General features: G+C 71.3%; 15 protein-coding genes. 10 read left to right on the forward strand and 5 right to left on the reverse strand.

All coding sequences use genetic code 11. From position 1 onward, the window contains the following. Positions 1–4: 4 nt before the first annotated feature. Complete coding sequence (locus CBM2594_RS21355) at positions 5–556, reverse strand: BON domain-containing protein (protein WP_116358768.1); 552 nt, start codon at positions 554–556, stop codon at positions 5–7. A gap of 32 nt (positions 557–588) precedes the next feature. Further along, a complete protein-coding gene (locus CBM2594_RS21360; RefSeq protein WP_198048186.1) occupies positions 589–1,752 on the reverse strand; it encodes a flavodoxin family protein in 1,164 nt (387 codons plus the stop codon). Between the two features lie 274 nt (positions 1,753–2,026). On the opposite strand from CBM2594_RS21360, the gene CBM2594_RS21365 reads away from it, so the two are divergent. Together CBM2594_RS21365 and CBM2594_RS21370 are read left to right on the forward strand one after the other, a co-directional pair. Continuing rightward, positions 2,027–2,593, forward strand: coding sequence for a nicotinamide-nucleotide amidohydrolase family protein (locus CBM2594_RS21365; protein WP_116359717.1), 567 nt, complete (start codon positions 2,027–2,029; stop codon positions 2,591–2,593). Positions 2,594–2,694: 101 nt separating this feature from the next. Continuing rightward, on the forward strand, positions 2,695–3,039 hold the full coding sequence (locus tag CBM2594_RS21370; RefSeq protein WP_116358769.1) for a hypothetical protein: 345 nt from the start codon (positions 2,695–2,697) through the stop codon (positions 3,037–3,039). Between the two features lie 103 nt (positions 3,040–3,142). Here the strand turns inward: CBM2594_RS21370 and CBM2594_RS21375 are convergent, their stop codons facing one another. Genes CBM2594_RS21375 through CBM2594_RS21385 form a run of 3 tightly spaced genes read right to left on the reverse strand, consistent with a single transcriptional unit; the run spans position 3,143 to position 4,641 of the window. Then, positions 3,143–3,760, reverse strand: coding sequence for a diguanylate cyclase (locus CBM2594_RS21375; protein WP_116358770.1), 618 nt, complete (start codon positions 3,758–3,760; stop codon positions 3,143–3,145). Positions 3,761–3,789: 29 nt separating this feature from the next. Next, positions 3,790–4,233: a PA2169 family four-helix-bundle protein gene (locus tag CBM2594_RS21380; RefSeq protein WP_116358771.1), complete on the reverse strand. Its 444-nt coding sequence runs from the start codon at positions 4,231–4,233 to the stop codon at positions 3,790–3,792. A gap of 36 nt (positions 4,234–4,269) precedes the next feature. Continuing rightward, the gene (locus CBM2594_RS21385; RefSeq protein WP_116358772.1) at positions 4,270–4,641 is read right to left on the reverse strand and encodes a hypothetical protein; all 372 of its coding nucleotides are present in this window, start codon (positions 4,639–4,641) and stop codon (positions 4,270–4,272) included. Positions 4,642–4,981: 340 nt separating this feature from the next. Between CBM2594_RS21385 and CBM2594_RS21390 the strand changes: the two genes are divergently transcribed. From CBM2594_RS21390 to treY, 8 genes are all read left to right on the forward strand, one after another. Further along, a complete protein-coding gene (locus tag CBM2594_RS21390) occupies positions 4,982–8,425 on the forward strand; it encodes an alpha-1,4-glucan--maltose-1-phosphate maltosyltransferase (RefSeq protein ID WP_116358773.1) in 3,444 nt (1,147 codons plus the stop codon). A 21-nt stretch (positions 8,426–8,446) separates the two neighbouring features. After that, positions 8,447–11,800: a maltose alpha-D-glucosyltransferase gene (treS, locus tag CBM2594_RS21395; RefSeq protein WP_116358774.1), complete on the forward strand. Its 3,354-nt coding sequence runs from the start codon at positions 8,447–8,449 to the stop codon at positions 11,798–11,800. Beyond that, positions 11,797–14,088 (forward strand): 1,4-alpha-glucan branching protein GlgB, encoded by a 2,292-nt coding sequence (glgB, locus tag CBM2594_RS21400; protein WP_116358775.1) that lies wholly within the window; start codon positions 11,797–11,799, stop codon positions 14,086–14,088. The genes treS and glgB overlap by 4 nt, the downstream gene beginning before the upstream one ends. Further along, positions 14,085–16,280: a glycogen debranching protein GlgX gene (gene glgX / locus CBM2594_RS21405; protein WP_116358776.1), complete on the forward strand. Its 2,196-nt coding sequence runs from the start codon at positions 14,085–14,087 to the stop codon at positions 16,278–16,280. The genes glgB and glgX overlap by 4 nt, the downstream gene beginning before the upstream one ends. After that, positions 16,277–18,511, forward strand: coding sequence for a 4-alpha-glucanotransferase (malQ, locus tag CBM2594_RS21410; protein ID WP_116358777.1), 2,235 nt, complete (start codon positions 16,277–16,279; stop codon positions 18,509–18,511). The genes glgX and malQ overlap by 4 nt, the downstream gene beginning before the upstream one ends. A 109-nt stretch (positions 18,512–18,620) precedes the next feature. Further along, positions 18,621–21,164 (forward strand): glycogen/starch/alpha-glucan phosphorylase, encoded by a 2,544-nt coding sequence (locus CBM2594_RS21415; RefSeq protein WP_116358778.1) that lies wholly within the window; start codon positions 18,621–18,623, stop codon positions 21,162–21,164. A gap of 188 nt (positions 21,165–21,352) precedes the next feature. Further along, complete coding sequence (locus tag CBM2594_RS21420; RefSeq protein ID WP_116358779.1) at positions 21,353–23,356, forward strand: malto-oligosyltrehalose trehalohydrolase; 2,004 nt, start codon at positions 21,353–21,355, stop codon at positions 23,354–23,356. Continuing rightward, entirely contained in the window at positions 23,353–26,010 is a 2,658-nt protein-coding gene (gene treY / locus CBM2594_RS21425) for a malto-oligosyltrehalose synthase (protein WP_116358780.1), read from the forward strand. Before CBM2594_RS21420 ends, treY begins: the two co-directional genes overlap by 4 nt. Positions 26,011–26,013: the final 3 nt, after the last annotated feature.

Consider the following 26,013-nt stretch of genomic DNA (forward strand, 5'->3'; position numbering starts at 1 on the left):
GGCCTCAGTACATGCGCATGCCATGGCCGGGATGGGCCTGCGACGGCGCCGGCCTGGCCACGCGCAAGTGGTTGACGAGGTCCCTGACGCCGAAGACCTCGTCGGCGATATCCTCGATGCGGTACTTCTGGTGCCGGTCCGGCACGCTGCCCTCCAGCGTGACCACGCCCTGCTCGACCCGCACCTCCACCTCGTTCAGGTCCAGCCGGCCGCTGCGCGTCAGTTGCTCGCACAGGTCTTCCAGGATGCGTTCGTCGCTGCGCTGGTAGTTGCGCGGCCCGACCGGCCGCCGGTGCTCCGTGCCGCCGCGGTAGAGGTCCATGCGCTCGTTGTAGCCGGTGAACTGGCGGTAGGGGTCGGTCATGCTTCGCGGTGGCGGCGCCTGGGTGTCATGGGGCCGCCATTCGCCGCCACCGCGGCCGCCAAACTCGCCGGGGTCGACCGGCTGGTCATAGTCATAGACCCCATAGGCGCCTACGTAGTGGCTGCGCATATCGGCCTCGGGCACGCCACTCTCGTGCCATGGGCGGCCGCGCCAGTTGTCTCTGCGATCCATGGTTGCCTCCGTTCTTGCCTCGGTCCGTTACGCTACTTCTGCCGCGGCGGCACCAGGCCGTGGTCCGCCGTGCGCAGCTGGCCATGGCGCAGCTGCCCGACCGCGCACGCCAGCGCGCGCGCCACGTTGTCGACTTCGCCCTGCACGCCGGTATCGCGGTCGAGCGCGACGTGGCTGGTGGCATAAGGCTCGTAGTAGCCGATATACCGGTCCAGCCGCGCCTGGGCGCCGGCATCGATCAGTCCCATCCAGTCCAGCCAGTCCGACAGCGCGCGGCGCACGCCTTCGATGCCGGCGACGTCGCCATGCACCACCAGCCCGTAGGCGCGCCCGGCCAGGTGCTTGGGATAGTCCCAGCCCGACAGCTCGATCGCCTTGGCGCGCGGCACGTCCTTGCCGTGCGTGGTGGTGGGATCGGGGTTGCCGCCATCGGCGCAGACGAGCCGGTCCATCATCAGCTTGAGCGGGCTGCTGGCCTGGTACCAGTACACCGGCGTGACGATCAGCACGCCGTGGCAGGCGGCCCAGCGCGGGTAGATCTCGTTCATCCAGTCATTGACCTGGCCCAGCGCGTGGTTGGGATAGCAGCTGCACGGCCAGTGGCACAGCGGCATGGCGGTCGATACGCAGCCCTTGCACGGATGGATATGCAGGTGCGCATCGGAGGTCAGGTGGCTCAGGTCGAGCAGGTCGACCTCGATGCCCTGCGCTTCCAGCCGTTCGCGCGCGCGCCCGGCCAGGCGCCACGATTTCGACATCTCGCCCGGACAGGTGTAGTCGTTGCGCGAGGCCGCGCACACCAGCAGCACGCGCGAGCGCGTGGCGGGATCGGCCTGGCGCTGCTGGGCCACGCGCACCGCCTCGCTGGCGGCGCGCCATTCGTCGGAGAGGTCGTAATCCGGGTCGGCATAGCCGGCGCCGGCCTTGTGCGTGAGCGGCGCCTTGCGGCTTTCGGTATAGGCGTCCCACGCAATGCGCTCGATGCGGTCCAGCGCTTCGTCCTCGCCCCGGTAGGCCGGATCGGTAAAGCGCGCCAGGAAGCGCTGGCGAAAGACTTCACGCGGCAGCGGGCTGGTTACCTGGCCCTTGCGCACGTCCTCGGGGTCGCCGGCGTGGCGCGGCGCGCGCGGTGCATCGTGCGCGGGCCGGTCGGGGGGCGTGGGGGGCGTGGGGGGCTTCGGCGGCTGCTCGGGCATGGCGGTCTCCGTACAGGTCGTTGCGCACCGGACATGCAAGATGAGCGCCACCGCCCGCGCAAAGTGCGATGCCGCGCGCGGCGCGCAGGTTTTACAGGCGCGCTCCGGCGCTGCATGTACATTTTTCCCCGCATTTGCCCCGGTCGCTGCCGCCAGCCGGCGCGCGCTCCCTGCGGCGCAGCGCGCGCGGCAGGCGCGATGCTGGCACGGAACCTGCCGCCCTGGCGGGAAACCGACTGCGGATACCGCAATGGAGAACAGGCAAGTGATTGCGATGAGCCATGGCAGCGACAGCAGCAGCAACAACGTCGGCATCGCGCGCTATCTGCTGCGCCATGGCCTGCACGTGGTCACGGCGGAATCCTGTACCGCGGGCCTGATCGCCTCGCGCATCGCTGAAGTGCCCGGCTGCGGCGACGTGTTGCGCTGCGCGATCGTGGCCTACTCGCCGTCGGCCAAGGAGCAGCTGCTGCATGTCCCGCCCGAGACCATCCGGCGCCATGGACTGACCAGCGAGGCGGTCTCGCTGGCGATGGCGCGCGGCGCCATGCAACTGACCGGCGCGGACCTGGCGATCGCCAACACCGGCGTTGCCGATGGCGGCGGCGATGGCGATATCCCCGCCGGCACGCAGTGCTTTGCCTGGGTGTTCCGCCGCCATGGCCATGCCGTGCACGACGTGGTGTCGCACGTGGCCGGGATCGAGGCCTTTACCGAAACCCGCCGCTTTGCCGGCGCGCGCAACGCCGTGCGCGAAGCCGCGGCCGACTGGGCCCTGGCGCGCATCTGCCATTACCACGAACTGGCGCGGCGCGGGCAAGGACACGGCCCGCGCGCCTGAACGCGCATGAACGCGCATGAGCCGCCGGCGCGCCGAAACGGCACGCCGGCAACCCCGAGGGCCCTGGGCCCGACCGACGTAGTCTTGCAATGGAGACCATCATGAAACGCACTCTCGCTACCACGGCACTGGTCGTCGGCACCGCGCTCTGCCTGCCGGCCTTTGCCCAACAAGCCCCGGCGTCGCCGAATGTGCCGAACCCCAGCGTGCCGCCGATCGAAGGTTCCCCGCCGGCGTCGCGCAACCAGCCGGCCGCTACCGACATGGGCGCCGCTTCCGCCCCCGGCGCCAAGGACACCATGAAGAAGTCCAAGTCCAAGTCGGACAAGGCGTCGAACAGCGCGCGCAGCAAGAAGCCGCGCGAGCAAGGCGCGCCCGCCGCACCGACCGCCGATGCACCGAGCGGGCCCAAGGGGGATTCGCCGGATCCGGCGCCGAAGCAGTAAGCACCGTACCGCCCGCAACCTGCCGCGCGCCGTGCGCGCCGGCGGGTCATCCGCGGCGCCGGCAAGCGGATGGGAACATCAGCTTGATGGGCGTCGCGGCACGCTAGCCGCCGCCGCGCATGGCCCGCGTGGCCTGCGCCAGCAGGGCCTCGCGCTCACGCCGGCGCCAGCGCACGCAGCGCCATAGCTCTTCCAGGTAAGGCAGCCCGGCCAGCAGCACCACGGCCACCAGCAGGCCGGCCAGATAGGCCGGCGGCAGCGCCTGCGCCTTCCATTCCAGCGCCATCCGCGCCGGTTCGCTGCCGCGCCCGAACAGGGCGAGAAACTGGTCCCAGTGCAGCACCACCACATATGACGCCGCCGCCAGCGGCAGCACTTCCAGCAGGCTGTGCATATGCTGCTCGACCGGCGCGATATGGCGGCGCCTGCTGGCGTAATGCACGTCCCACCACGCGGTGGCCTCATGAATGACCAGCGCCGCCAGCACCACCGCGATCACCAGCGCGTTGACCTCCAGGAACAGCACCAGCAGCAGCGGCAGGCCCACTTCGGCCAGCATCAGCATGTGCAGCAGCGATTCGGTGACGCCGGCATTGCGTTCGATCTGCGTGGCCCGGTGGCACAGCCAGTCGCCCACGCCCGCCAGCAGCCACAGCGGCACCAGCCCGTACATCAGCACGAGCCGGGCAGCGTGTTCGAAGGCAGGGAGGTCAGCCGGCATGGCAGCGCCGTGGTCCGATGCGCGCCGGGCTACGGCCGCGCTTGCGGCACGCGGTACTGCTCGCGCAGCACCCGGAACAGTTCGTGGTTCACCTGCACGCCGCGATACTGGCGGCGCACCACGGCGCGCACGCGCGAGCCCAGCACATGGGTGCGCAGCGCGCGCGCATAGCGCCGCTGCACGGCGTGCTCGCGCTTGCTGATCGCCTGCACGATGGATCGGTCGGAACGGTGCTTGCCGATCCCGGCTGCCGCGGGGGCCGCGGGGGCGAGGCCACTGGCAGGCACCTCGCCCAGGTCGAGCAGGCAGGCCTGCAGTTCATGCGCGGCCTGGGCAAACGCATTGGCGCGGCTGGTCAGCACGGACTTGAGATGGGGGTTGGCCGCGGCGGTGGCGGCGCGGCGGCAGCCAATTTCGCCCTCGCGCGAGGCTGCGATCAGTGCGTTGAGCAACAGGATCTTTTTCTTCGCCATGGCACACCTGCCCTGGTCCGCGGGCGGACCGTGAAGTCAGCGATCGGAGCCGGCGGGAGCCGGCGGCTGCGCGTTGGCGCCGGGCATGCGGCGCATGCCGGACTGGTCCAAGGATAGCGGCTCGGCCGGCGCGGCGCCAGTTGCCGCGAAGGCGTGCCGCGCGGCGGCCTGCCACGCCTTGCGGGCCTCGCGCATGCCGCGCAGGTTCATCGCGATCAGCGCCAGCTGCAGCACGATCAGCGCATGGGCATCGCCGTGCCAGCCCCATGCAATCCACAGCAGGTTGCTGGCCAGGAACACCCAGAAGCCGGCGCGCCGCCGCGCGATCGAACGCGAACCGACCAGCCAGGTCGCCAGTACCGTCACCACCATTGCCGGCCATTGCGCCGCCTCCAGCCACTGATCCATGGGTCCCCTTTTTGATGGCTTGCCATCGTGCCGGCCATGGCACGCATGGGCTCACAGGGGCAAGAAACATACCGGGAAGGCACCTGCCTGCAACCGGCGCGCGGCCCTGCGCGTTATTTCCATCGGCGCGGCGGCCACCAGTAGTTTTTACAAGAGGTAGCCTAATCCGCACATGCCTTGCCGCGCCGTACGCCCTTGCGGCGCCTGGCCGAACCCGCCCGTTGCTGCGCGCGGGCGCGCTGGCACGCACTTCGCATGGCAGAGCCATCCCGGCGGCTGGCCGCAAGGCGCCGCTCCGGGATTTTTGTTGCTCCGCCGGAGCGAAACACCGGGAGGACATGTGCGGATCTGCCAGATCGACCTGACCGGAACGCCCGAAGCCGATCAGCACGCGCTGCAGCGCGTGGCGGCGCTGGGGTTCGACCACGTATTGATCGGCGGCTGGCCGCACCTGCCTGAGGACGACACGCTCGCGGCGTGCGCCAGGCACGGCCTGGCCCCGCTGCTCGATATTTCGCTGGACCGCTATATGGCGGATGGCGCCGCCGGGACCGACGACCTTCCCGATGCCGCCTGGATCGATACCGCGGCACCCGCGTTCGCGCCGCACGAGACCGACAACCACATCCCCGGCACCCGCCTGCGCTGGCATGACCGGCATATCGCCGAAGCGCTGGTGCAATGGTGGGCGGCGCGGCTGCGCATGGCGTGGGCCGCCGGCGCGGCCGGCTTCTGCTGCCGCGCGCCGGCGCGCGTGCCCGGCAGGTGCTGGACCGCGCTGCTGGCCACCTTGCGCGGCGATGCGGTGCCGCAACAGGCGCGCGGCACGCCGCGCTTCCTGGCCTGGACCCCGGGGCTCACGCCGGCGCAGGTGGAAGAACTGGTGCCCGCCGGCTTCGACGGCGCCTTCTGCTCGCTGCCGTGGTGGGACTACCGCAGCGCCTGGCTGACCGAGGAAATGGCGCGGCTGCGCCGCCTTGGCCGCGTGCTCGCTGCGCCGGCACTGGCGCCCGCGCGCCACGACGCGCTCAGCGCGCGGCGTGCCCTGTGGACGGCCGCGGCAATCGGCGACGGCATCCTGGTGCCGGCCGGATTCGAAACCGGCGGCACACAGGCGCGCGACCCGCTGGCGCCGGACGGCCACGCACCTGACGGCGTGCCCTACGACATCACGCATGAAGTGCTCGAGGCCAATACCTGGCTGGCCGCGCGCGACCCGGCGCCCGCGCTGGCGGTGCGCCTGCTGAGCGGCCCCGACGCGCCGCTGACCGTTCTGGCGCGCCTGCCCGCCCCCGACGGCCATTGCAACGGGACCGATGCCGCGCCGCGCCGCGATGACCCGGCCGTGCCCGACGGCGGCCCGGCGCTGGCGGTGGTGCTCAATCCCGATCCGATGGAACCGGCCAGCCTCGGCGCCGACCGGGTGCTCAGCGCCATGCCGCATGCCAGCGCCCGCCTGGAACCGGCAGCGGGCGGCCCGGGCGGCACGCTCGACGGCACCAGCCGGCTCGACGCGCTGTCCAGCATCACGCTGGCGCCGGCGGATATCCGCCTGTACGAAGTGCCGCCGGTGCCGCTGACCCGGCCCGGCATGCCGCGTGCCGACGCGACCGCGCCGCATGGCCACGAGACCCTCGCGGCGACCGGCCTGGGCAGCGTGGTGGCCGCCATGGAGGCGCCGCGCATCGCCATCGAACGGGTCGAACCCGCCTGCGACGCCGGCCGCTTCGCGGTGCGCCGCGTGGTCGGCGAACGCGTCGTCGTCAGCGCCGATATCTGGATGGATGGCCACGACAAGCTTGCCGCCGCGGTGCTGTGGCGCGCGCCGGGCGAGACCGACTGGCGCGAAACGCCGATGCAGCAAGGCGGCAATGACCGCTGGCAAGGCAGCTTCCCGCTCGTGGCGCTGGGCCGGCATGAATTCACGGTCGAGGCCTGGCGCGACACCTTCGCCAGCTGGCTCGACGAGATCGGCAAGAAGCGCGCGGCGGGGCTCGATGTCTCGCTCGAGACCGAGGAAGGCGCGCGGCTGGTGGCCGATGCGCTGCTGCGGCCCGGCGGCAATGGCAAACCCGGCAACGGCAAAGCGGGCAACGGCAGGAAGTCCGGCAAGAAGGACAGCCAGAACACCGCCGCCGACAGCGAACTGTCCGCCATCGTCGACGAGCTGACCGCCGCCGCCGGCGATGACGAACGGCGCCTGCAACTGCTGCTGTCCGAGCGCACCGCCGCGGCCATGCACGCGGTGATGCAGACCCCCGCCGGTCGCCCGTTCGCGTCGCGCCATCCGGTGGCGATGCCGGTCGAGGCCGACCGGCTGGCCGCGCGCTTTGCCAGCTGGTATGAACTCTTTCCGCGCTCGCAGAGCAACGACGCGCAGCGCCATGGCACCTTCGACGACGTTATCGCGCGCCTGCCCGCGATCCGCGCGATGGGCTTCGACGTGCTGTACTTCCCGCCGATCCACCCGATCGGGCGCACCCATCGCAAGGGCCGCAACAACAGCCTGCGCAGCGAGCCGGGCGACCCCGGCAGCCCCTATGCCATCGGCGGCACCGAAGGCGGCCACGATGCGCTGCATCCGGAGCTGGGCACGCTCGAGGATTTCAGCCGGCTGATCGACGCCGCCGCGGCGCACGGGCTGGAGCTGGCGCTGGACTTCGCGATCCAGTGCTCGCCCGACCATCCGTGGCTGAAGGACCACCCGGAGTGGTTCGCGCACCGGCCCGACGGCTCGCTGCGCTACGCCGAGAACCCGCCGAAGAAGTACGAGGACATCGTCAACGTCGACTTCTATGCCGCGCCGCCGGCCGGTGCCGCGCTGTGGCAGGCGCTGCGCGACGTGGTGATGTTCTGGGCCGACCACGGCATCCGCATCTTCCGCGTCGACAACCCGCACACCAAGCCGCTGCCGTTCTGGGAATGGATGATCGCCGACGTGCGCGCGCGCCACCCCGACACCATCTTCCTGGCCGAGGCCTTCACCCGGCCGAAGATGATGGCGCGGCTGGCCAAGCTGGGCTTCAGCCAGTCGTACACCTACTTCACCTGGCGCAACACCAAGTGGGAGCTGACCGAGTACCTGACCGAGCTGACGCAGGGCCCGCTGCGCGACTTCTTCCGCCCGCACTTCTTCGTCAACACGCCGGACATCAACCCCTACTTCCTGCATCACGGCGGCCGCCCCGCATTCCTGATCCGCGCGGCGCTGGCAACGCTGCTGTCCGGGCTGTGGGGCATGTACAGCGGCTTCGAGTTGTGCGAGAGCGCGCCCTTCGTGCTCGACGGCAAGGTGCGCGAGGAATACCTGGATTCCGAGAAATACCAGCTGCGCGTGCGCGACTGGCAGCAGCCGGGCAATATCGTCGCCGAGATCTCGCGGCTCAACGAGATCCGCGCCGGCCACCCCGCGCTGCAGAACCACCTGGGGCTGCGCTTCTACCATGCCGGCAGCGACGCGGTGCTGTGGTTCGCGCGCTTCGTGCCGGGCACCGATTACCTGTTCGGCGACGACGTGCTGCTGGCGGCGGTCAACCTGGATCCGCGCACCGCGCACGATGCCGATATCGAAATCCCGCTGTGGGAATGGGGCCTGCCCGACCAGGCCGGCATCGCGGTGCAGGACCTGATGCGCGGCCAGCGCTTCGAGCTGCGCGGCAAGCACCAGCGCATCCGGCTCGACCCGGCGCAGCTGCCGTTCGCGGTCTGGCACGTGCAGCCGCTGGAACGTCCCGCCCCGCGCCCGCCTGCCGTGCCGGTTTCGACCGACCCGCACGGCGCCTGACCGGCATACGTGGAGACACGGATGAAACGCCTTACCGAAACCGCCAGCGCCGCCCTGCTCAACGCCGATCCGCTCTGGTACAAGGATGCGGTCATCTACCAGCTGCACATCAAGTCCTTCTTCGACGCCAACGGCGATGGCGTGGGCGACTTCACCGGGCTGCTCGGCAAGCTCGACTACCTGGTCAACCTGGGCGTCGACACGGTCTGGCTGCTGCCGTTCTATCCGTCACCGCGCCGCGACGACGGCTATGACATCGCCGACTACCGCAACGTCCACCCCGACTACGGCACGCTGGCCGATGCGCGGCGCTTTATCGCCGCGGCGCACGCGCGCGGCCTGCGTGTGATCACCGAGCTGGTGATCAACCACACCTCGGACCAGCACCCTTGGTTCCAGCGCGCGCGCAAGGCCAAGCCCGGCTCCGCGGCGCGCCGCTACTACGTGTGGTCCGACCATGACCAGGCCTACGCCGGCACGCGCATCATTTTCTGCGATACCGAGAAATCCAACTGGAGCTGGGACCCGGTGGCGGGCGCGTATTTCTGGCACCGCTTCTACTCGCACCAGCCGGACCTGAACTTCGACAACCCGCAGGTGCTCAACGAGGTGCTGTCGGTGATGCGCTTCTGGCTGGACATGGGCGTCGACGGCCTGCGCCTGGACGCCGTGCCCTACCTGGTCGAGCGCGAGGGCACCAGCAACGAGAACCTGCCGGAGACGCATGCCGTGATCCGCAGCATCCGTTCGCACCTGGACCAGCATTTCCCCGGCCGCATGCTGCTGGCCGAGGCCAATATGTGGCCGGAAGACGCGCAGCAGTACTTCGGCCTGACCGGCCCCGACCCCGAAGGCGACGAATGCCACATGGCGTTCCACTTCCCGCTGATGCCGCGCATGTACATGGCCATCGCCCGCGAAGACCGCTTCCCGATCACCGACATCATGCGCCAGACCCCTGAGGTGCCGCCCAACTGCCAGTGGGCGATCTTCCTGCGCAACCATGACGAACTGACGCTGGAGATGGTGACCAGCAGCGAGCGCGACTACCTGTGGGAGGTCTACGCCACCGACCGGCGCGCGCGCATCAACCTGGGCATCCGCCGCCGGCTGGCGCCGCTGATGGAACGCGACCGCCGCCGCATCGAGCTGATGAACAGCCTGCTGTTCTCGATGCCGGGCACGCCGGTGATCTACTACGGCGACGAGATCGGCATGGGCGACAACATCCACCTGGGCGACCGCGACGGCGTGCGCACGCCAATGCAGTGGTCGCCCGACCGCAACGGCGGCTTCTCGCATGCCGATCCCGAGCGCCTGGTGCTGCCGCCGCTGCAGGGCCCGCTCTATGGCTACGAGGCAGTCAATGTCGAGGCCCAGGCGCGCGACCCGCATTCGCTGCTGAACTGGATGCGGCGCATGCTCGCGCTGCGCCGCAAGCACCGCGCCTTCGGCCGCGGCACGCTGCGTTTTCTCTTTCCCGGCAACCGCAAGATCCTGGCGTACCTGCGCGAGTTCGAGGGCGAGCACATCCTGTGCGTGGCCAACCTGTCGCGCGCGCCGCAGGCGGTGGAGCTGGACCTGTCCGCCTTCAACGGCCGCGTGCCGGTGGAGATGATGGGCGCCACGCCGTTCCCCGCCATCGGCACGCTGACCTACCTGCTGACGCTGCCGCCCTACGGCTTTTACTGGTTCGTGCTGAGCGACGAGGCGCAGCCGCCGTCGTGGCACGTGGAGGCGCCCGAACAAATGCCAGACCAGATCACCCTTGTGATGCAGAACACCGGCCGGCCCGAACTGACCGAGGCCTCGCGCCGGCTGATGGCCAGCGAAGTGCTGCCCCACTACATCGGCCGGCGCCGCTGGTTCGGCGCCAAGCACGAGCGCATCGAGCGCGTCGCGCTGGCCTACCTGCTGCCGTTCACTCGCGGCGGCAGCGGCGAGGACATCTACCTGGGCGAGGTCGAGGTAGCGCTGCCCGGGCGCACCGAGCGCTACCAGCTGCCGGTGGGCATCCTGTGGGACCGCGAAAGCGCCGACGGGGTCTCGCAGCTGGCGCACGGTCTGTCGATGGCGCGCGTGCGCCAGGGCAGCCGCGTGGGGCTGGCCACCGACGGCTTCGTGATCGAACCGTTCGCGCGCGAGGTGGTGCGCGCCTTGCGCAACGACTTGCAGATGCATGCCGGGCACGACGTGATCCACTTCCGCGCCGAACCCGGGCTGGCCGCGCTGGAACTGGAGCGCGACCCGATCGAGTACATGTCGGCCGAGCAGTCCAACAGCTCGCTGTCGTACAACAACACCGCCGTGCTCAAGCTGGTGCGCCGGCTCTCGGGCGGGATCCACCCGGAAGCCGAGATGACGCGCTACCTGACCGCGCAGGGCTATGCGCACGCCGCCGCGCTGCTGGGCGAGGTGGTGCGCACCGGGCCCGACGGCGTGCCGCATACCATGATGCTGCTGCAGGGCTATATCCTGAACCAGGGCAACGGCTGGGACTGGACCCTGGACTACCTGGGCCGCGCCATCGACGACGCGCTGCCGTCGCAGGAGAGCGAGGACGAGTTCGCCGAGGCCATGAACGGCTACGCCGCGCTGGCTGGCACGCTGGGGCGCCGGCTGGCCGAACTGCACGCGGTGCTGGCACGCCCCACCGAAGACGACGCCTTCGCGCCAGTGCCGGCCAGCGAGGACGATGCGCGTGCCTGGGCCGGGCAGGCCATGGAGGCGCTGCAGCGCGCCATCAGCCGGCTGCAATCGCGGCCCGGCGCCGAGCCGGCCGGTCCGGCCTTCGAGGCCGATGTGCAAACTCTGATGGCCGCGCGCACTGCGCTGCCCGCGCTGGTCGAACAACTCGCCGCCGCGGCGCCGGGCAGCCTGCAGACCCGCATCCACGGCGACTTCCACCTGGGCCAGGTGCTGATCGCGCAGAACGACACCTACCTGGTCGACTTCGAAGGCGAGCCCGGCCTGCCGCTGGACTGGCGCCGGCGCAAGACCTCGCCGCTGCGCGACGTGGCGGGACTGCTGCGCTCGCTCGACTATGCCGCGGCCACGGTCGGCACCGACCGCAGCGAACGCACCCACAGCGAACTGCCGCCGCAGCTGGCCGAACGGCGCGCGGTGCTGCTGGAGCGCTTTCGCAGCACCGCCAACGATGCCTTCCTGAACTGCTACCGCCAGCACATGGAAGCCGCCCCGGTGCCATGGGTCGCGCCAGACCAGCTGCAGCCGCTGCTCGACCTGTTCCTGCTGGAACGCGCGGCGTATGAAGTCGAATACGAAGCCGCCAACCGCGTCACGTGGATCGACCTGCCGGCCAGCGGGCTGGCACGCCTGCTGCGCAAGCTGGCGCCGACCGGAGCACCGGCATGAGCCCCGCTGGCAGCACCGGCACCACGCACGCCGACAAGCCGCCAGGCCAGCTGCCCGGCCATGAGCTCGATGCCCTGCTGGGCGGCCGCCACCCCGACCCGTTCGGCGTGCTGGGACCGCACCCCGATGGCGATGCCACGCTGGTGCGCGCCTGCCTGCCCGGGGCGGCGTCGGTGCAGCTGGCCGATGCGGATGGCGCGCCGCTGGCGCAGATGGAGCGGCTGCATGGCGGCGGCGTGTTCGCCGCCCGGCTGCCGCGCCCGGCCGGCACCGGCGCCGCGGCCTATCGCCTGCGCGTGCAATGGTCCGACGGCACCGAGCAGTGCAGCGCGGACCCCTACGCCTTCGGCCTGCTGCTGGGCGAACTGGACCTGCACCTGATCGCCGAGGGACGGCACTTCGAGCTGGGCGCCTGCCTGGGCGCGCAGTGCCAGCGCGTCGACGGCATCGACGGCGTGCGCTTCGCGGTGTGGGCGCCCAATGCGCGGCGGGTCTCGGTGATTGCCGACTTCAACGGCTGGCATCCGGCGCGGCATCCGATGCGGCTGCGCCATCCCAGCGGTATCTGGGAGCTGTTCGTCCCCGCCGCGCTCGGCGCGCAGCCGGGCAGCCGCTACAAGTACGACCTGCTCGACCCGCACGGCACCGAGCTGCCCGACAAGGCCGATCCGCTCGCGCTGGCCACCGAGCCGCCGCCCGCCACCGCCTCGGTGGTGGCCGGTCCCGGCCAGGGCGCGCCGCCATTCACCTGGCACGATGCCGACTGGATGGCGCGCCGCCAGCAGCTAGACCCGTACACCACGCCGATGTCGGTCTACGAGGTGCACGTGCTGTCGTGGCTGCGCGCGGCCAACGACACACAGCATGGCTGGGACGTGCTGGCCGAGCGGATGATCCCGTACGTGCAGGAACTCGGCTTCACCCATATCGAACTGCTGCCCATCACCGAGCACCCGTTCGGCGGCTCGTGGGGCTACCAGCCGCTGTCGCTGTATGCGCCCACCGCGCGGCTGGGACCGCCGCAGGCCTTCGCCGCGTTCATCGACCGCTGCCACCAGGCCGGCCTCGGCGTGATCCTGGACTGGGTGCCGGCGCACTTCCCCACCGATCCGCACGGGCTGGCGCAGTTCGACGGCACCGCGCTGTACGAGCACAAGGACCCGCGCGAGGGCTTCCACCAGGACTGGAACACGCTGATCTACAACCTCGGCCGCAACGAAGTGCGCGGCTTCCTGCTGGCCGGCGCGCTGCACTGGCTCGAGCACTTCCACGCCGACGGCCTGCGCGTCGACGCCGTCGCCTCGATGCTGTACCGCGACTACAGCCGCGAGCCGGGCCAGTGGGTGCCGAACCGCTTCGGCGGCCGCGAGAACCTCGAGGCGGTGGACTTCCTGCGCGAACTCAACGCGGTGGTGCACGAACGCTGCCCGGGGGCGCTCACCATCGCCGAAGAGTCCACCGCGTGGCCCGGCGTGACCGCCAGCGTCGCCAGCGGCGGGCTGGGCTTCGACTTCAAATGGAATATGGGCTGGATGCACGACACCCTGCGTTACCTGGCGCATGAGCCGGTCCACCGCGCCTGGCACCACCAGAACATGACCTTCGGCCTGGTCTACGCGTGGTCCGAGGCCTTCGTGCTGCCGCTGTCGCACGACGAGGTGGTGCACGGCAAGGGCTCGATGATCGGCAAGGTCCCCGGCGACGACTGGCAGCGCTTTGCCGGCCTGCGCGCGTACTACGGCTTCATGTGGGCGCATCCGGGCAAGAAGCTGCTGTTCATGGGCGGCGAGCTGGCGCAGTGGCAGGAATGGAACCACGACGCCGAGCTGGACTGGCCGCTGCTCGACCAGCCCATGCACCGCGGCATGCATACGCTGGTGCGCGACCTGAACCGGCTCTACCGCGAGCTGCCCGCGCTGCATGCGTGCGACCACAGCCCGGACGGCTTCCAGTGGGTGGTCGGCGACGACAACCACAACAGCGTGTTCGCGTGGCTGCGCCGCGCCGGGCCGGACAGCCGCGAGGTGGTGCTGGCGGTGGCCAACATGACGCCGGTGCCGCGCTACGGCTACCGCGTCGGCGTGCCTTATGCCGGCGCCTGGCGCGAATGCCTGAATACCGATGCCGCCGTGTACGGCGGCAGCAACGTCGGCAACGGCGGCGCGGTGGCGGCGGTCGAGGTGCCTTCGCACGCGCAGCCGGCATCGCTGACGCTGACGCTGCCGCCGCTGGCCACGCTGGTGCTGCGCTTCGACCACGGTGGCGGCACCGAAGGCGCCGCGACATGACGCGCCAGTTCGCTGACCGGCTGCTGCCCGGCAAGCCGTTTCCGCTGGGCGCCCACTGGGACGGGCTGGGGGTCAATTTCGCGGTGTTCTCGGCCAACGCCTCGCGCATCGACCTGTGCCTGTTCTCCGACAACGGCCGCAAGGAACTGGCCCGGCTGCCGCTGCCGGAGTGCACCGACGAGATCTGGCATGGCTACCTGCCCAACGCGGCGCTGGGCACGCTGTATGGCTATCGCGCGCATGGCCCCTACGACCCCGCCCATGGGCACCGCTTCAACCCGCACAAGCTGCTGCTGGACCCGTACGCGCGCCAGCTGAGCGGACCGGTGCGCTGGTCCGACGCGCTGTTCGGCTACCGCCTGCAAAGCGCGCGCGCCGATCTCACGCCGGACCGCCGCGACAGCGCCCCCACCATGCCCAAGGCGGTGGTGGTCGACGAGAGCTTCCACTGGGGCGACGACCGCCCGCCGGCCGTGCCCTGGCCCTCCACCATCATCTACGAGGCCCACCTGCGCGGCCTGTCGATGCTGCGCGACGACCTGCTGCCCAACTTGCGCGGCACCTTTGCCGCGCTGTGCGACCCGCGCTTTGTCGACCACCTGGTGCAGCTGGGCGTCACCACCGTCGAGCTGCTGCCGGTGCATGCCATCCTGCAGGACCGCTTCCTGCTGGAGCGCGGCCTGCGCAACTACTGGGGCTACAACACGCTGTCGTACTTCGCCCCCGAGCCGGCCTACCTCGGCACCGGGCAGCTGCAGGAGTGCAAGGTGGCGATGCGGCGGCTGCACGCCGCCGGCATCGAAGTGATCCTGGACGTGGTCTACAACCACACCTGCGAAGGCAACGAGCTGGGGCCGACGGTGTCGTGGCGCGGACTCGACAACGCCAGCTACTACCGGCTGATGCCCGGCGACGAGCGCCACTACATCAACGATACCGGCTGCGGCAACACGCTCAACTTGTCGCATCCGCGCGTGCTGCAGATGGTGATGGATTCGCTGCGCTACTGGGTGCAGTGCTACCACGTCGACGGCTTCCGCTTCGACCTGGGCAGCACGCTGGGGCGCGAAGGCAACGGCTTCGACGCCGGCTCCGGGTTCTTCGATGCACTGATGCAGGACCCGGTGCTGAGCCGCGTCAAGCTGATCTCCGAGCCCTGGGACCTGGGCCCCGGCGGCTACCAGCTGGGCAACCACCCGCCCGGCTTTGCCGAATGGAACGACAAGTTCCGCGATGTCAGCCGCCGCTTCTGGCGCGGCGACGCCGGCCACCGCGGCGAGATGGCGGCACGGCTGGCGGCGTCGGCCGACCTGTTCGACCGCCGCCACCGGCGCCCGTGGGCCAGCATCAACTTCATCACCGCGCACGACGGCTTCACGCTGGCCGACCTGGTCAGCTACAGCAGCAAGCACAACGAAGCCAACGGCGAAGACAACCGCGACGGCACCGACGACAACGCCAGCGCAAACTGGAGCCCGGACGGCAGCGTCGAAGGCCCCACCGACGACCCCGAGATCATGCTGCGCCGCAACCGCGTGGCGCAGGCGCTGATGGCCACGCTGCTGCTGGCGCAAGGCACGCCGATGCTGACCGCCGGCGACGAATGGGGACGCAGCCAGCACGGCAACAACAACGCCTATTGCCAGGACAACGAGCTGTCGTGGCTGGACTGGACCCAGGCGCAGACGCCCGCCGCGCAGCCGCTGCAGCGCATGGTGCGCCGGCTGCTGGCGCTGCGCCGCCGGCTCTATGCGCTGAGCGGCGACCGCTTTGCCCACGGGCGCGAAGAACTGGCCCCGGGAATTGCCGACATCGCCTGGTTCGATACCGACGGCAAGCCGCCCACGCCGGAAGAATGGGCCGACCCGGAAATCCGCACCATCGCGCTGCGCCGCGCGGCCACTCCGCCGCAGCCGGAGCGCCCGACGCTGGGCTCGCTGGCGGACACCGCGCCGGAGGACGCGCGCGCGGTGCAGGTCACGCTGCTGCTGCTCAACGCCGGCGACAGCGATGCCGCCTTCCAGCTGCCCGAGCCCGCGTTGTCCTGGACCCTGCTGTTCGACAGCAGCCGGCCCGATGCCAGCGACGCCGAGCTGGCTGGCGTGCCCGTGCAGGAGGCCCAGGCGGTTGCCGCGCATTCGCTGGTGCTGCTGTCGGCGCAGGCCCCCACCGCGCCCGGGGACCAGGCATGAGCCGCAATGACGCGCCCTCGCCGCTGCAGGCCCTGGCGCTGCGCGCGGGCCTGCAGCCGCACTGGACCGATGCCTGGGACCAGCCCCGCACCGTCAGCGACGCGGCGCTGCGGCGCGTGCTGGACGGGCTGGGCCTGCCCTGCGCCACCCCCGGCCAGTGTGCCGCCTCGCACGCGTGGCTGGCCGCCGACGACGCGGCCCATGCGCTGCCGCCGCTGGTCACCGCGGAGCGCGGCCAGCCGGTGGCGGTGCCGTGGCCGCATACCCTGCCGCAGCGCGCCTACCGGCTGACGCTGGAAGACGGCGCGATCATCACCGGTACCGCGGTGCGCGGCGCCGGTGCCGATCCCGGGCTGATGCAGTTGCCCGCCGTCGATGTCTGCGGCTACCACCGGCTGGACCTGGGCGATGGCCATACCACGCTGGCGGTAGCGCCGCGGCGCTGCTACGGCGTAGCCGATGCGCTGCGGCATGCCGGCCGCGGCGCCGAGGCCGGCGCTGCGCGCACGCCGCCGTGGGGCCTGGCGGTGCAGCTCTACAGCCTGCGGCGCGGCGCGCCCTGCGGCATGGGCGACCTGACCGCGCTGGCCGACACCTGCACCGGCGCCGCGCGCGCGGGCGCCGACGCCATCGCGATCAACCCGCTGCACGCACCCTTCGCCGCGCTGCCCGAGCGCTACAGCCCCTATGCGCCTTCCAGCCGGCTGTTCCTGAACCCGCTCTATGCCGACCCCGCCGCGGTGTTCGGCCAGGCGGCAGTCGATGCCGCCATCGCCGGCCTGGGCGCGGGCGACACGCTGCGGGCCCTGGACGCCCGCCGCGAGATCGACTGGATCGCGCTGGCGCCGCTGCGCTACGCCATGCTGCGCTGGCTGTGGCAGCGCCGCGAAACGCTGCTGCCGCGCGCGGCGCTGGACCACTGCGCCGCCTTTCGCGCGCGCGGCGGCACGGCGCTGCATGCGCATGCCTGCTATGAGGCGATCCAGGCCCAACGGCTTTGCGACAGCGCCAACGGCACCAACCACCATGCCGCGCCGGACTGGCGCTGCTGGCCGGTCACGCTGCGCTCGCCCGCGGATGCCGCGGTAGCCGCCTTCGCACAGGCGCACGCGGACGACGTGGCCTTCCATGCCTTCCTGCAATGGCTGGCTGACGATGGCCTGGCGCGGGCGCAGCGCACGGCGCGGAACGCCGGCATGGCGGTCGGCCTGATCCGCGACCTCGCGGTCGGCGCCGACCCCGGCGGCAGCCAGGCCTGGACGCGCCAGCCCGAAACGCTGGCCGGCTTCCATGCCGGCGCGCCGCCCGACCTGTACAACCCGCTCGGCCAGGACTGGGGCGTGGCGGTGTTCTCGCCGCGCGGGCTGCGCCGGCACGGCTACGCGGCGTTCCTCGAAATGCTGCGCGCCAACCTGTGCCACGCCGGCGGACTGCGCATCGACCACGTGCTGGGCCTGGCGCGCATGTGGCTGGTGCCGGCCGGCGCGCCCGCCAGCGACGGCGCCTACCTGCGCTATCCGCTGGAGGACCTGCTGCGGCTGGTGGCGCTGGAGTCGTGGCGGCATCGCGCCATCATCATCGGCGAGAACCTCGGCACGGTGCCGCCGGAGCTGAATGCGGCACTGTCGGCGCGCGGCGTGCTAGGCATCGACGTGCTGTGGTTCCAGCGCGAAGCGCCTGCGCGGCAGGAGGCACCGGCAGATGCCGGCGACGTATCCGGCCACGAAGCGGATGCAGCGGCCTTCCTGCCGCCGCAGGCCTGGCCCGCGGACGCCGTCGCCACCACCACCACGCATGACCTGCCCACCGTCGCCGGCTGGTGGGCAGGCCAGGACCTGGCGTGGCGCGACCGGCTGCAACTGCTGGCGCCCGGCGAAACCCTCGCGCAGGCGCAGGCCGGGCGCGCGCGCGAGCGCGTGGCGCTATGGCAGGCGCTGTGCGACGCCGGGCTGTGCCGCGGCGCGGTGCCTGCACCGGACCATGCGCCGCTTGACGCCGTGCTCGCCTGGGTGGGCACCGCGCCCACCGCCCTGCGCCTGCTGCCGGTGGAAGACCTGCTGGGCGAGGTCGAGCAGCCCAACCTGCCCGGCACCACCAGCGTCCACCCCAACTGGCAGCGCCGCCTCGATGCCGACGTGCGTGCGTGGTTCGACACGCCGGCGCTGCGCGCGCGTGCCGACGCGTGGCGCCGCGGCCGCCACGGCGCACGCCATCCGGCCGGGCGCGCATGACGCCCGCGCGCCGCCAATGTGCCGTGTCCGGAACCGACGCGCGAATCGCGCCTGCAACTCTCGTCCGATCCACTAAGCTTGACCCACCCCCAAGCGCAGGAGCCCCGCCATGAACGAAGCCATCCGGCCCGAGCATGCCGATGACACCCGCACCGCCCTGTCCGGCGCCAGCCTGCGCCAGGCCTTTCTCGACCACGTGTTCCACACCCAGGGCAAGCTGCCCGGGCACGCCAGCCAGAACGACCTCTACCAGGCCGCCGCGCATACCGTGCGCGACCGGCTGGTGCAGCGCTGGATCAGCACCGCCGAAGCCTACCTGGGCCAGCCGTCGCGCACCGTGGCCTATCTTTCCGCCGAATTCCTGATGGGCCCGCACCTGGGCAACAACCTGATCAACCTGGGCATCTTCGACGAAGTGAACGAGGCCATGGATGCGGCCGGGCTGGACCTCGACCGCATCCTGGACCAGGAGGTCGAGCCCGGCCTGGGCAACGGCGGCCTGGGCCGGCTGGCGGCGTGCTTCATGGATTCGCTGGCGACGCTGGAGATCCCTGCGCTCGGCTATGGCATCCGCTACGAGTACGGCATCTTCCAGCAGATCATCATGGACGGCATGCAGGTGGAGAAGACCGATACCTGGCTGCGCAACGGCAACCCGTGGGAGATCCAGCGCTCCGAATGGGCGGTGCAGGTGCGCCTGGGCGGGCATACCGAGCACTACACCGACGACCGCGGCCACTACCGCGTGCGCTGGGTGCCGGCCAAGACCGTGGTCGGCGTGCCGTTCGATTCGCCGATCCTGGGCTACCGCGTCAATACCGTGAACACGCTGCGGCTGTGGCGCGCGGACGCGACTGAGGCGTTCGACTTCCATACCTTCAACCGCGGCGACTACCTGGGCGCGGTCAGCAAGAAGGTCACCTCCGAGAACCTGACCAAGGTGCTCTACCCCAACGACGAAACCACGCAGGGCAAGGAACTGCGGCTGGAGCAGCAGTATTTCTTTGTCGCCTGCTCGCTGCAGGACATGCTGCGGCTGCTCGCGGTCGACGGCATCCCGGTCACGCGCTTCCATGAGAAGTTCGCGGTGCAGCTCAACGACACCCACCCCGCCGTCGGCATCGCCGAACTGATGCGGCTGCTGGTCGACGAGCATGACTTGCCCTGGAACGAGGCCTGGCAGATCACGCAGAACGCCTTCGCCTATACCAACCACACGCTGCTGCCCGAGGCGCTGGAGCAGTGGCCGCTGCCGCTGTTCGGCCGGGTGCTGCCGCGCCACCTGGAAATCATCCTGGAAATCAACGCGCGCTTCCTGGACGAGGTGCGGATCCGCTTCTACGGCGACGAATCGCGGCTGGCGCGGCTGTCGCTGATCGACGAGCATGGCCAGCGCCATGTGCGCATGGCCAACCTGGCGTGCGTGGGCAGCCATGCCATCAATGGCGTGGCCGAGCTGCACTCGCGCCTGATGCGCGAGGACGTGCTCAAGGACTTCTACGAGATGTGGCCCGAGAAGTTCACCAGCATCACCAACGGCGTGACGCCGCGGCGCTGGCTGGCGCTGTCCAACCCGCGGCTGACGCGGCTGGTCTCGGACGCGATCGGCGATGGCTGGATCTCGGACCTGGAGCGGTTGCGCGCGCTCGAGCCGTATGCCGACGACGCCGGCTTCCGCGATGCGTGGCAGGCTGCGCGGCTGGCCAACAAGGCCGACCTGGCGCAACTGGTGCGCGACACCACCGGCGTGGTGATCGACCCGTCGTCGATGTTCGACGTGATGGTCAAGCGCATCCACGAATACAAGCGCCAGCACCTGGCGGTGCTGCATGTGATTGCGCTGTACCACCGCATCAAGTCCGACCCCGGCGCGCAGGTGCAGCCGCGCACCTTCCTGTTCGGCGGCAAGGCGGCGCCCGGCTACGCTTATGCCAAGCTGATGATCCGCTTTATCACCTCGGTGGCCGACGTGGTCAACCGCGACCCGCAGGTGCGCGACCGGCTGAAGGTGGTGTTCCTGCCCAACTTCAACGTCACCTACGGCCAGCGCATCTACCCGGCGGCGGACCTGGCCGAGCAGATCTCGCTGGCCGGCAAGGAGGCCTCCGGCACCGGCAACATGAAGTTCGCGATGAATGGCGCGCTGAATATCGGCACCATGGACGGCGCCAACATCGAACTGCGCGAAGCGGTGGGCCACGACAACTTCTTCCCCTTCGGCCTGACCGCGCCCGAGGTCTACGCGCTGCGCGACAGCGGCTACGACCCGGCGGCGTATTACCACAGCAATCCGCAACTGCGCGCCGTGATCGACCTGGTCCAGCAGGGCTTCTTCTCGCGCGGCGAGCCCGGGCTGTTCCGGCCGCTGTTCGAGCCGCAGCGCGGGCACGACCCCTACCTGCTGATGGCGGACTTCGCCTCTTATATCGATTGCCAGCAGCAGGTCTCGGCCGCGTTTGCCGACCAGGCGCGCTGGCAGCGCATGTCGGTGCTGTCGTGCGCGCGCTCCGGGCGTTTTTCCTCGGACCGCGCCATCCGCGAATATTGCGAGCGGATCTGGCACGTCGCGCCGGTGCCGGTGCGGCTGCTGCACCGCGCCAGCGGCGCGCCGGGGCAGGTGGAGGCCGGCGTCAGCGGGCCGCGCGCCGCCTGAGGCGCGCAACGGTTGTGCGCCGACGGCATGGGCGCAAAGCGCAGGGTAGTTTCTACAATGCCACAGGTAACTAAGCCCGCGTCGCGGCGCGCTGCGGGCTCGCCGGCGCCGCCGCCAATGCGTCGTTCTGCTGGCATGGAGTTCGCATTGCGCAAGGACCCAATTCCCGCTGCAGGCAGGAGCCGAACTTGAACCCCGACCCCTTTCTCCTCGCTCCCGGCTCCCGCTCCGCCATGCCGCGGCTGGCCCCGTTCGACAGCTTTGCCGCGCCGTCGGCATCGGCCCCCTGCTCCAACGACGAAGCCGCGCAGGATTACCTGTTCGGCCCGGCCTGGTTGCCGGACGGGCGCGTACGCTTCCGCCTGTGGGCGCCCGACGCGGCCGAGCAGGGGCAGGCGGTGCGCGTGGAAGTCGCCGGGCTGGGGCCGGTGGCCATGGCGTGCACGCCCAACGGCTGGTTCGAGGCCATCGTGCCCGGCTGCGAGGGGGCGCGCTACTGGTTCCGGCTCGACGACGGCACCACCGTGCCGGACCCGGCCTCGCGCTGGCAGGCCGACGACGTTCACGGCCCCAGCATCGTGCCGGCCCGCGATCCCGCCGCAGCCTTTGCCTGGACCTGTCCGGACTGGCGCGGCCGCCCCTGGCACGAGGCCATCGTCTATGAACTGCACGTCGGCCTGTGCGGCGGCTATGCGGGCGCGGCGCGGCAATTGCCGCGGCTGGCCGCGCTGGGCTTCACCGCGGTCGAGCTGATGCCGGTCGCGGAATTTCCCGGCGCGCGCAACTGGGGCTATGACGGCGTGCTGCCGTTCGCGCCGGAGTCCGGCTATGGCACGCCGGACGAACTGCGCGCACTGGTCGACCACGCCCACCAGCTGGGCATGATGGTGCTGCTGGACGTGGTCTACAACCACTTCGGCCCCGAAGGCAACTACCTGCACCGCTATGCCAGCGCCTTCTTCCGCGCGGACCGCCAGACGCCATGGGGACCGGCCATCGATTTCCGCCGGCCGCAAGTGCGGCGCTTCTTTACCGAGAACGCGCGCTACTGGCTCGAGCAGTTCCGCTTCGACGGCCTGCGGCTGGACGCGGTGCATGCCATCGAGGACGAAGGCTGGCTGGCGGCGCTGCCGGGCGAACTGCGCACCGCGCTCGCCAACGGCGATCGCGCCCATCGCCATCTGCACCTGGTGCTGGAGAACGACCACAACGACGCCACGCTGCTGGCCGCGGGCTACGACGCGCAGTGGAACGACGACGCCCATCACGCGCTGCACGTGCTGCTGACCGGCGAAGACGATGGCTATTACCGCGACTACACCGCGGCGCTCGATACCGGCAATGACAGTGAGGGCGACAGCGCGCCCGCCGGCCGCGGCCTGCCCGCGCTGCGCCACCTTGCGCGCGTGCTGGGCGAAGGCTTTGCCTACCAGGGAGAACGGTCGGCGTTCCGCTCGGCCGCCGCGCCCGCGGTGGCGGACGGCGTGCGGCGCGGCCAGCCCAGCGCGCACCTGCCGCCCACGGCCTTTGTCTGCTTCCTGCAGAACCACGACCAGACCGGCAACCGCGCCTTCGGCGAGCGGCTGGTGCAGCTGGCCGACCGCGACGCGCTGCGCGCGGCGATCGCCTTGCAGTTGCTGAGCCCGCAGGTGCCGCTGGTGTTCATGGGCGAGGAGACCGGCGCCGCGCAGCCGTTCCTGTATTTCACCAGCCATCCGCCCGAGCTGGCCCGCGCCGTGCGCGACGGACGCCGGCGCGAATTCGCCGCCACCGCCGCGTTCCGCGATGACGCTCGCGCGGCGTCCATTCCCGATCCCAACGACCCGGCCACGTTCGAAGCGTCGCGCCCGCGCTTCGACGATGACGGCGACTGGACCCCGTACTACCGCGAGCTGCTCGCCGTGCGGCGCCGCGAACTGCTGCACCGCCTGCCCGGCTGCCAGAGCGCCGGCGTCGATGTGCTGGGGCCGGCGGCGCTGTGCGCGCGCTGGCGGCTGATGGACGGCATGGAACTGAGCCTGTGGCTGAACCTGGGCAGCGAAGCCGTGCCATGCACGCGTCCGTGCAATGACCGCAGCAGCGCGCTGCATGAGAGCTGCGCCGGCGCCGCCGCGGCCCTGTCGGCTGGGCTGCTGCCGCAGCGCTGCTGCGTGGCCACCGTGTGCGAGCCCGCCGCGGCACGCGCGCGATGATGACTGACGGCGCGCCGCAAGCCCTGCCGCGCGCGACGGCCCGGCTGCAGCTGCACCCGGGCTTCACCTTTGCCGATGCCGCCGCCGTGGTCGGCTACTACGCCGCGCTGGGGGTCAGCCACCTTTACCTTTCGCCGATCTGCGGCGCGCGGCCGGGCTCCACCCATGGCTATGACGTCACCGACTTCACCGCCGTGCGCGCCGAACTTGGCGGCGAGCCGGGACTGAAAGCGCTGGCCGCGCGCGCCCGTGACGCCGGCCTTGGCCTGATCGTCGACATCGTGCCCAACCATATGGCGGCCGATCCCACCCACAACGCCTGGTGGCGCGACGTGCTGGCGCATGGGCGCGGCAGCCCGCACGCGGCGACCTTCGACATCGACTGGACCCCGCGCGACGCGGCGCTGCACGGCAAGGTGCTGCTGCCGGTCCTGGGCCAGTCGTACTGGGACACCGTGGTCGCCGGCGAACTGCGCTGGGTCCCGGCCTGCAACGGCGTTCCCGCGCACCTGCGCTATTTCGACCACACGCTGCCGCTGGCGCCGGGCAGCATCGACGCCGAAGCCGAGCGCGACGGCCCGGCCTGGTACGACGCCACGCACGCCGATGGCCGCGGCCGGCTCCATGCCTTGCTGGAACGCCAGCACTACCGGCTGGCGTGGTGGCGCACCGCGGCCGCCGCGCAGAACTGGCGCCGCTTCTTCGAGATCAGCGACCTGGTCGGCGTGCGCGAGGAAGACGAGCGGGTGTTCGATGCAGTGCATGCCCTGGTGCTGCGCCTGCTGCGTGAAGGCTGGATCGACGGCGTGCGCGTCGACCATGTCGACGGCCTGGCCGACCCCGCCGGCTACTGCCGCCGGCTGCGCGCCGAACTGGACCGCCATGCCGCAGCGCGACCGCCCACGCTGCGGCTGGAGCGCCCGTGGCTGGTGGTCGAAAAGATCCTGGGCCCGCGCGAGCGCCTGGCGCCGGACTGGCAGGTGCATGGCACCACCGGCTATGACTTCATGGATGAAGTGGCCGCGGTGCTGCATGACGGCAGCGGCGAGCCCGCGCTGGATGCGCTGTGGGCGACGGTCGGCGGCGATGCGCGCGCCTTTGCCGCGCATGTCGAGGCCGCGCGGCACCAGGTGCTGGAGCGGCACCTGGTGACGGAATTCGAAGGCGCCGCCGCGTGCCTGCGCGACTGCGCCGAGCGCGAGCCCGGCACGCGCGACCTGACCCGCGCGGCGCTGCGGCGCGCGCTGGCCGCGCTGATGGCGGCGGTGCCGGTGTATCGCAGCTACTTCGATGCGCGCCCCGACGCACGCGATGCCGCCGCGGCGCTTGCCGATGACGCCATGCTCGAGCAGGCCATGCAGGCCGCGCGCGCCGGCCTGGCGCCCGACGAAGCGGTGGCGCTGGCCTTTATCGGCGGCTGCCTGCGCACCGCCGCGCCGGCCGACAGCGAGACCGGCGCGCTGCGCCGCCGGCTGCAGCAGCTGATGCCCGCGCTGGCGGCCAAGGCCGGCGAGGACACCGCGTTCTACCGCTACGGCCGGCTGCTGTCGCGCAATGAAGTCGGCAGCGATCCGGCCCGGCTGGCGATGCCGCCGGCGCAGTTCCACGCCCGCATGGCGGCGCGGCGCCTGGCCTGCCCCTACGCCATGCTGGCCACGGCCACGCACGACCACAAGCGCGGCGAAGACGCGCGCATGCGCCTGGCGGTGCTGAGCGAGGTGCCGGATGCCTGGGCCGATGCGGTGGCCGCGTGGGAAGCCACCTCGGCATCGCTGCGCGCCACCTTGCCGCAAGCGCCCGACGCCGGCGACCGGCTGATGCTGTACCAGACCCTGGTGGGCGCCTGGCCGATGGAGGACCTGCACCTGGGCGACGATGCCGGCGCCGCCGCGCCCTTGCTCGATCGCGTTGGCGCGTGGCAACGCAAGGCCATCCGCGAAGCCAAGCGCCATGGCAACTGGACCTGCCCCGACCTTGACTACGAAGCCGCGTGCGAGGCCTTCCTGCGCGGCCTTGCCGTGGGCGGGGATGGCGGCGTGCTGGCGCAGATCGGCAGGTTCGCCCAGCGCATTGCCGCGGCCGGCGCGGCCAACAGCCTGGCGCAGGTGCTGGTGCAGCTGACCGCGCCCGGCATCCCTGACCGCTACCAGGGCTGCGAAGACTGGGACCTGAGCCTGGTCGATCCCGACAACCGGCGCCAGCCGGACTATGCCGCGCTGCAGGCCCGGCTGAGCTGCAGCGCGGGCTGGGCCCACTGGCTGGCGCACTGGCGCGACGGCCGCATCAAGCAGCAGCTGGTGCGACAGGTGCTGGCGGTGCGCCGCGCGCATCCGGCGCTGTTCGCCGACGGCCAGTACAGCATGCTGGCCGCGCAGGGGGCGCTGGTGCCGCAGGTGCTCGCGTTCGCGCGCAGCGCCGGCGGGCGCCAGGCCATCACCGTGGTGACCCGCCTGGCCGCCGCGCGCGTCGACCCCGCCATGCCGCGCATTCCGCAAGCGGCGTGGGGGGATACCACGCTCAACGTCGGCGCGCCGCAGCGCAGCCGCTGGACCGATGCCCTGACCGGCCACGTCATTGACGCCCCCATGGGGCGGCTGCGGCTGCGCGAAGTGCTGGGCGGCCTGCCGGTCGCGCTGCTGCTGCGCGAACCGTGACGC

The sequence above is a fragment of the Cupriavidus taiwanensis genome (assembly GCF_900249755.1).
Lineage (GTDB): Bacteria > Pseudomonadota > Gammaproteobacteria > Burkholderiales > Burkholderiaceae > Cupriavidus > Cupriavidus taiwanensis_D.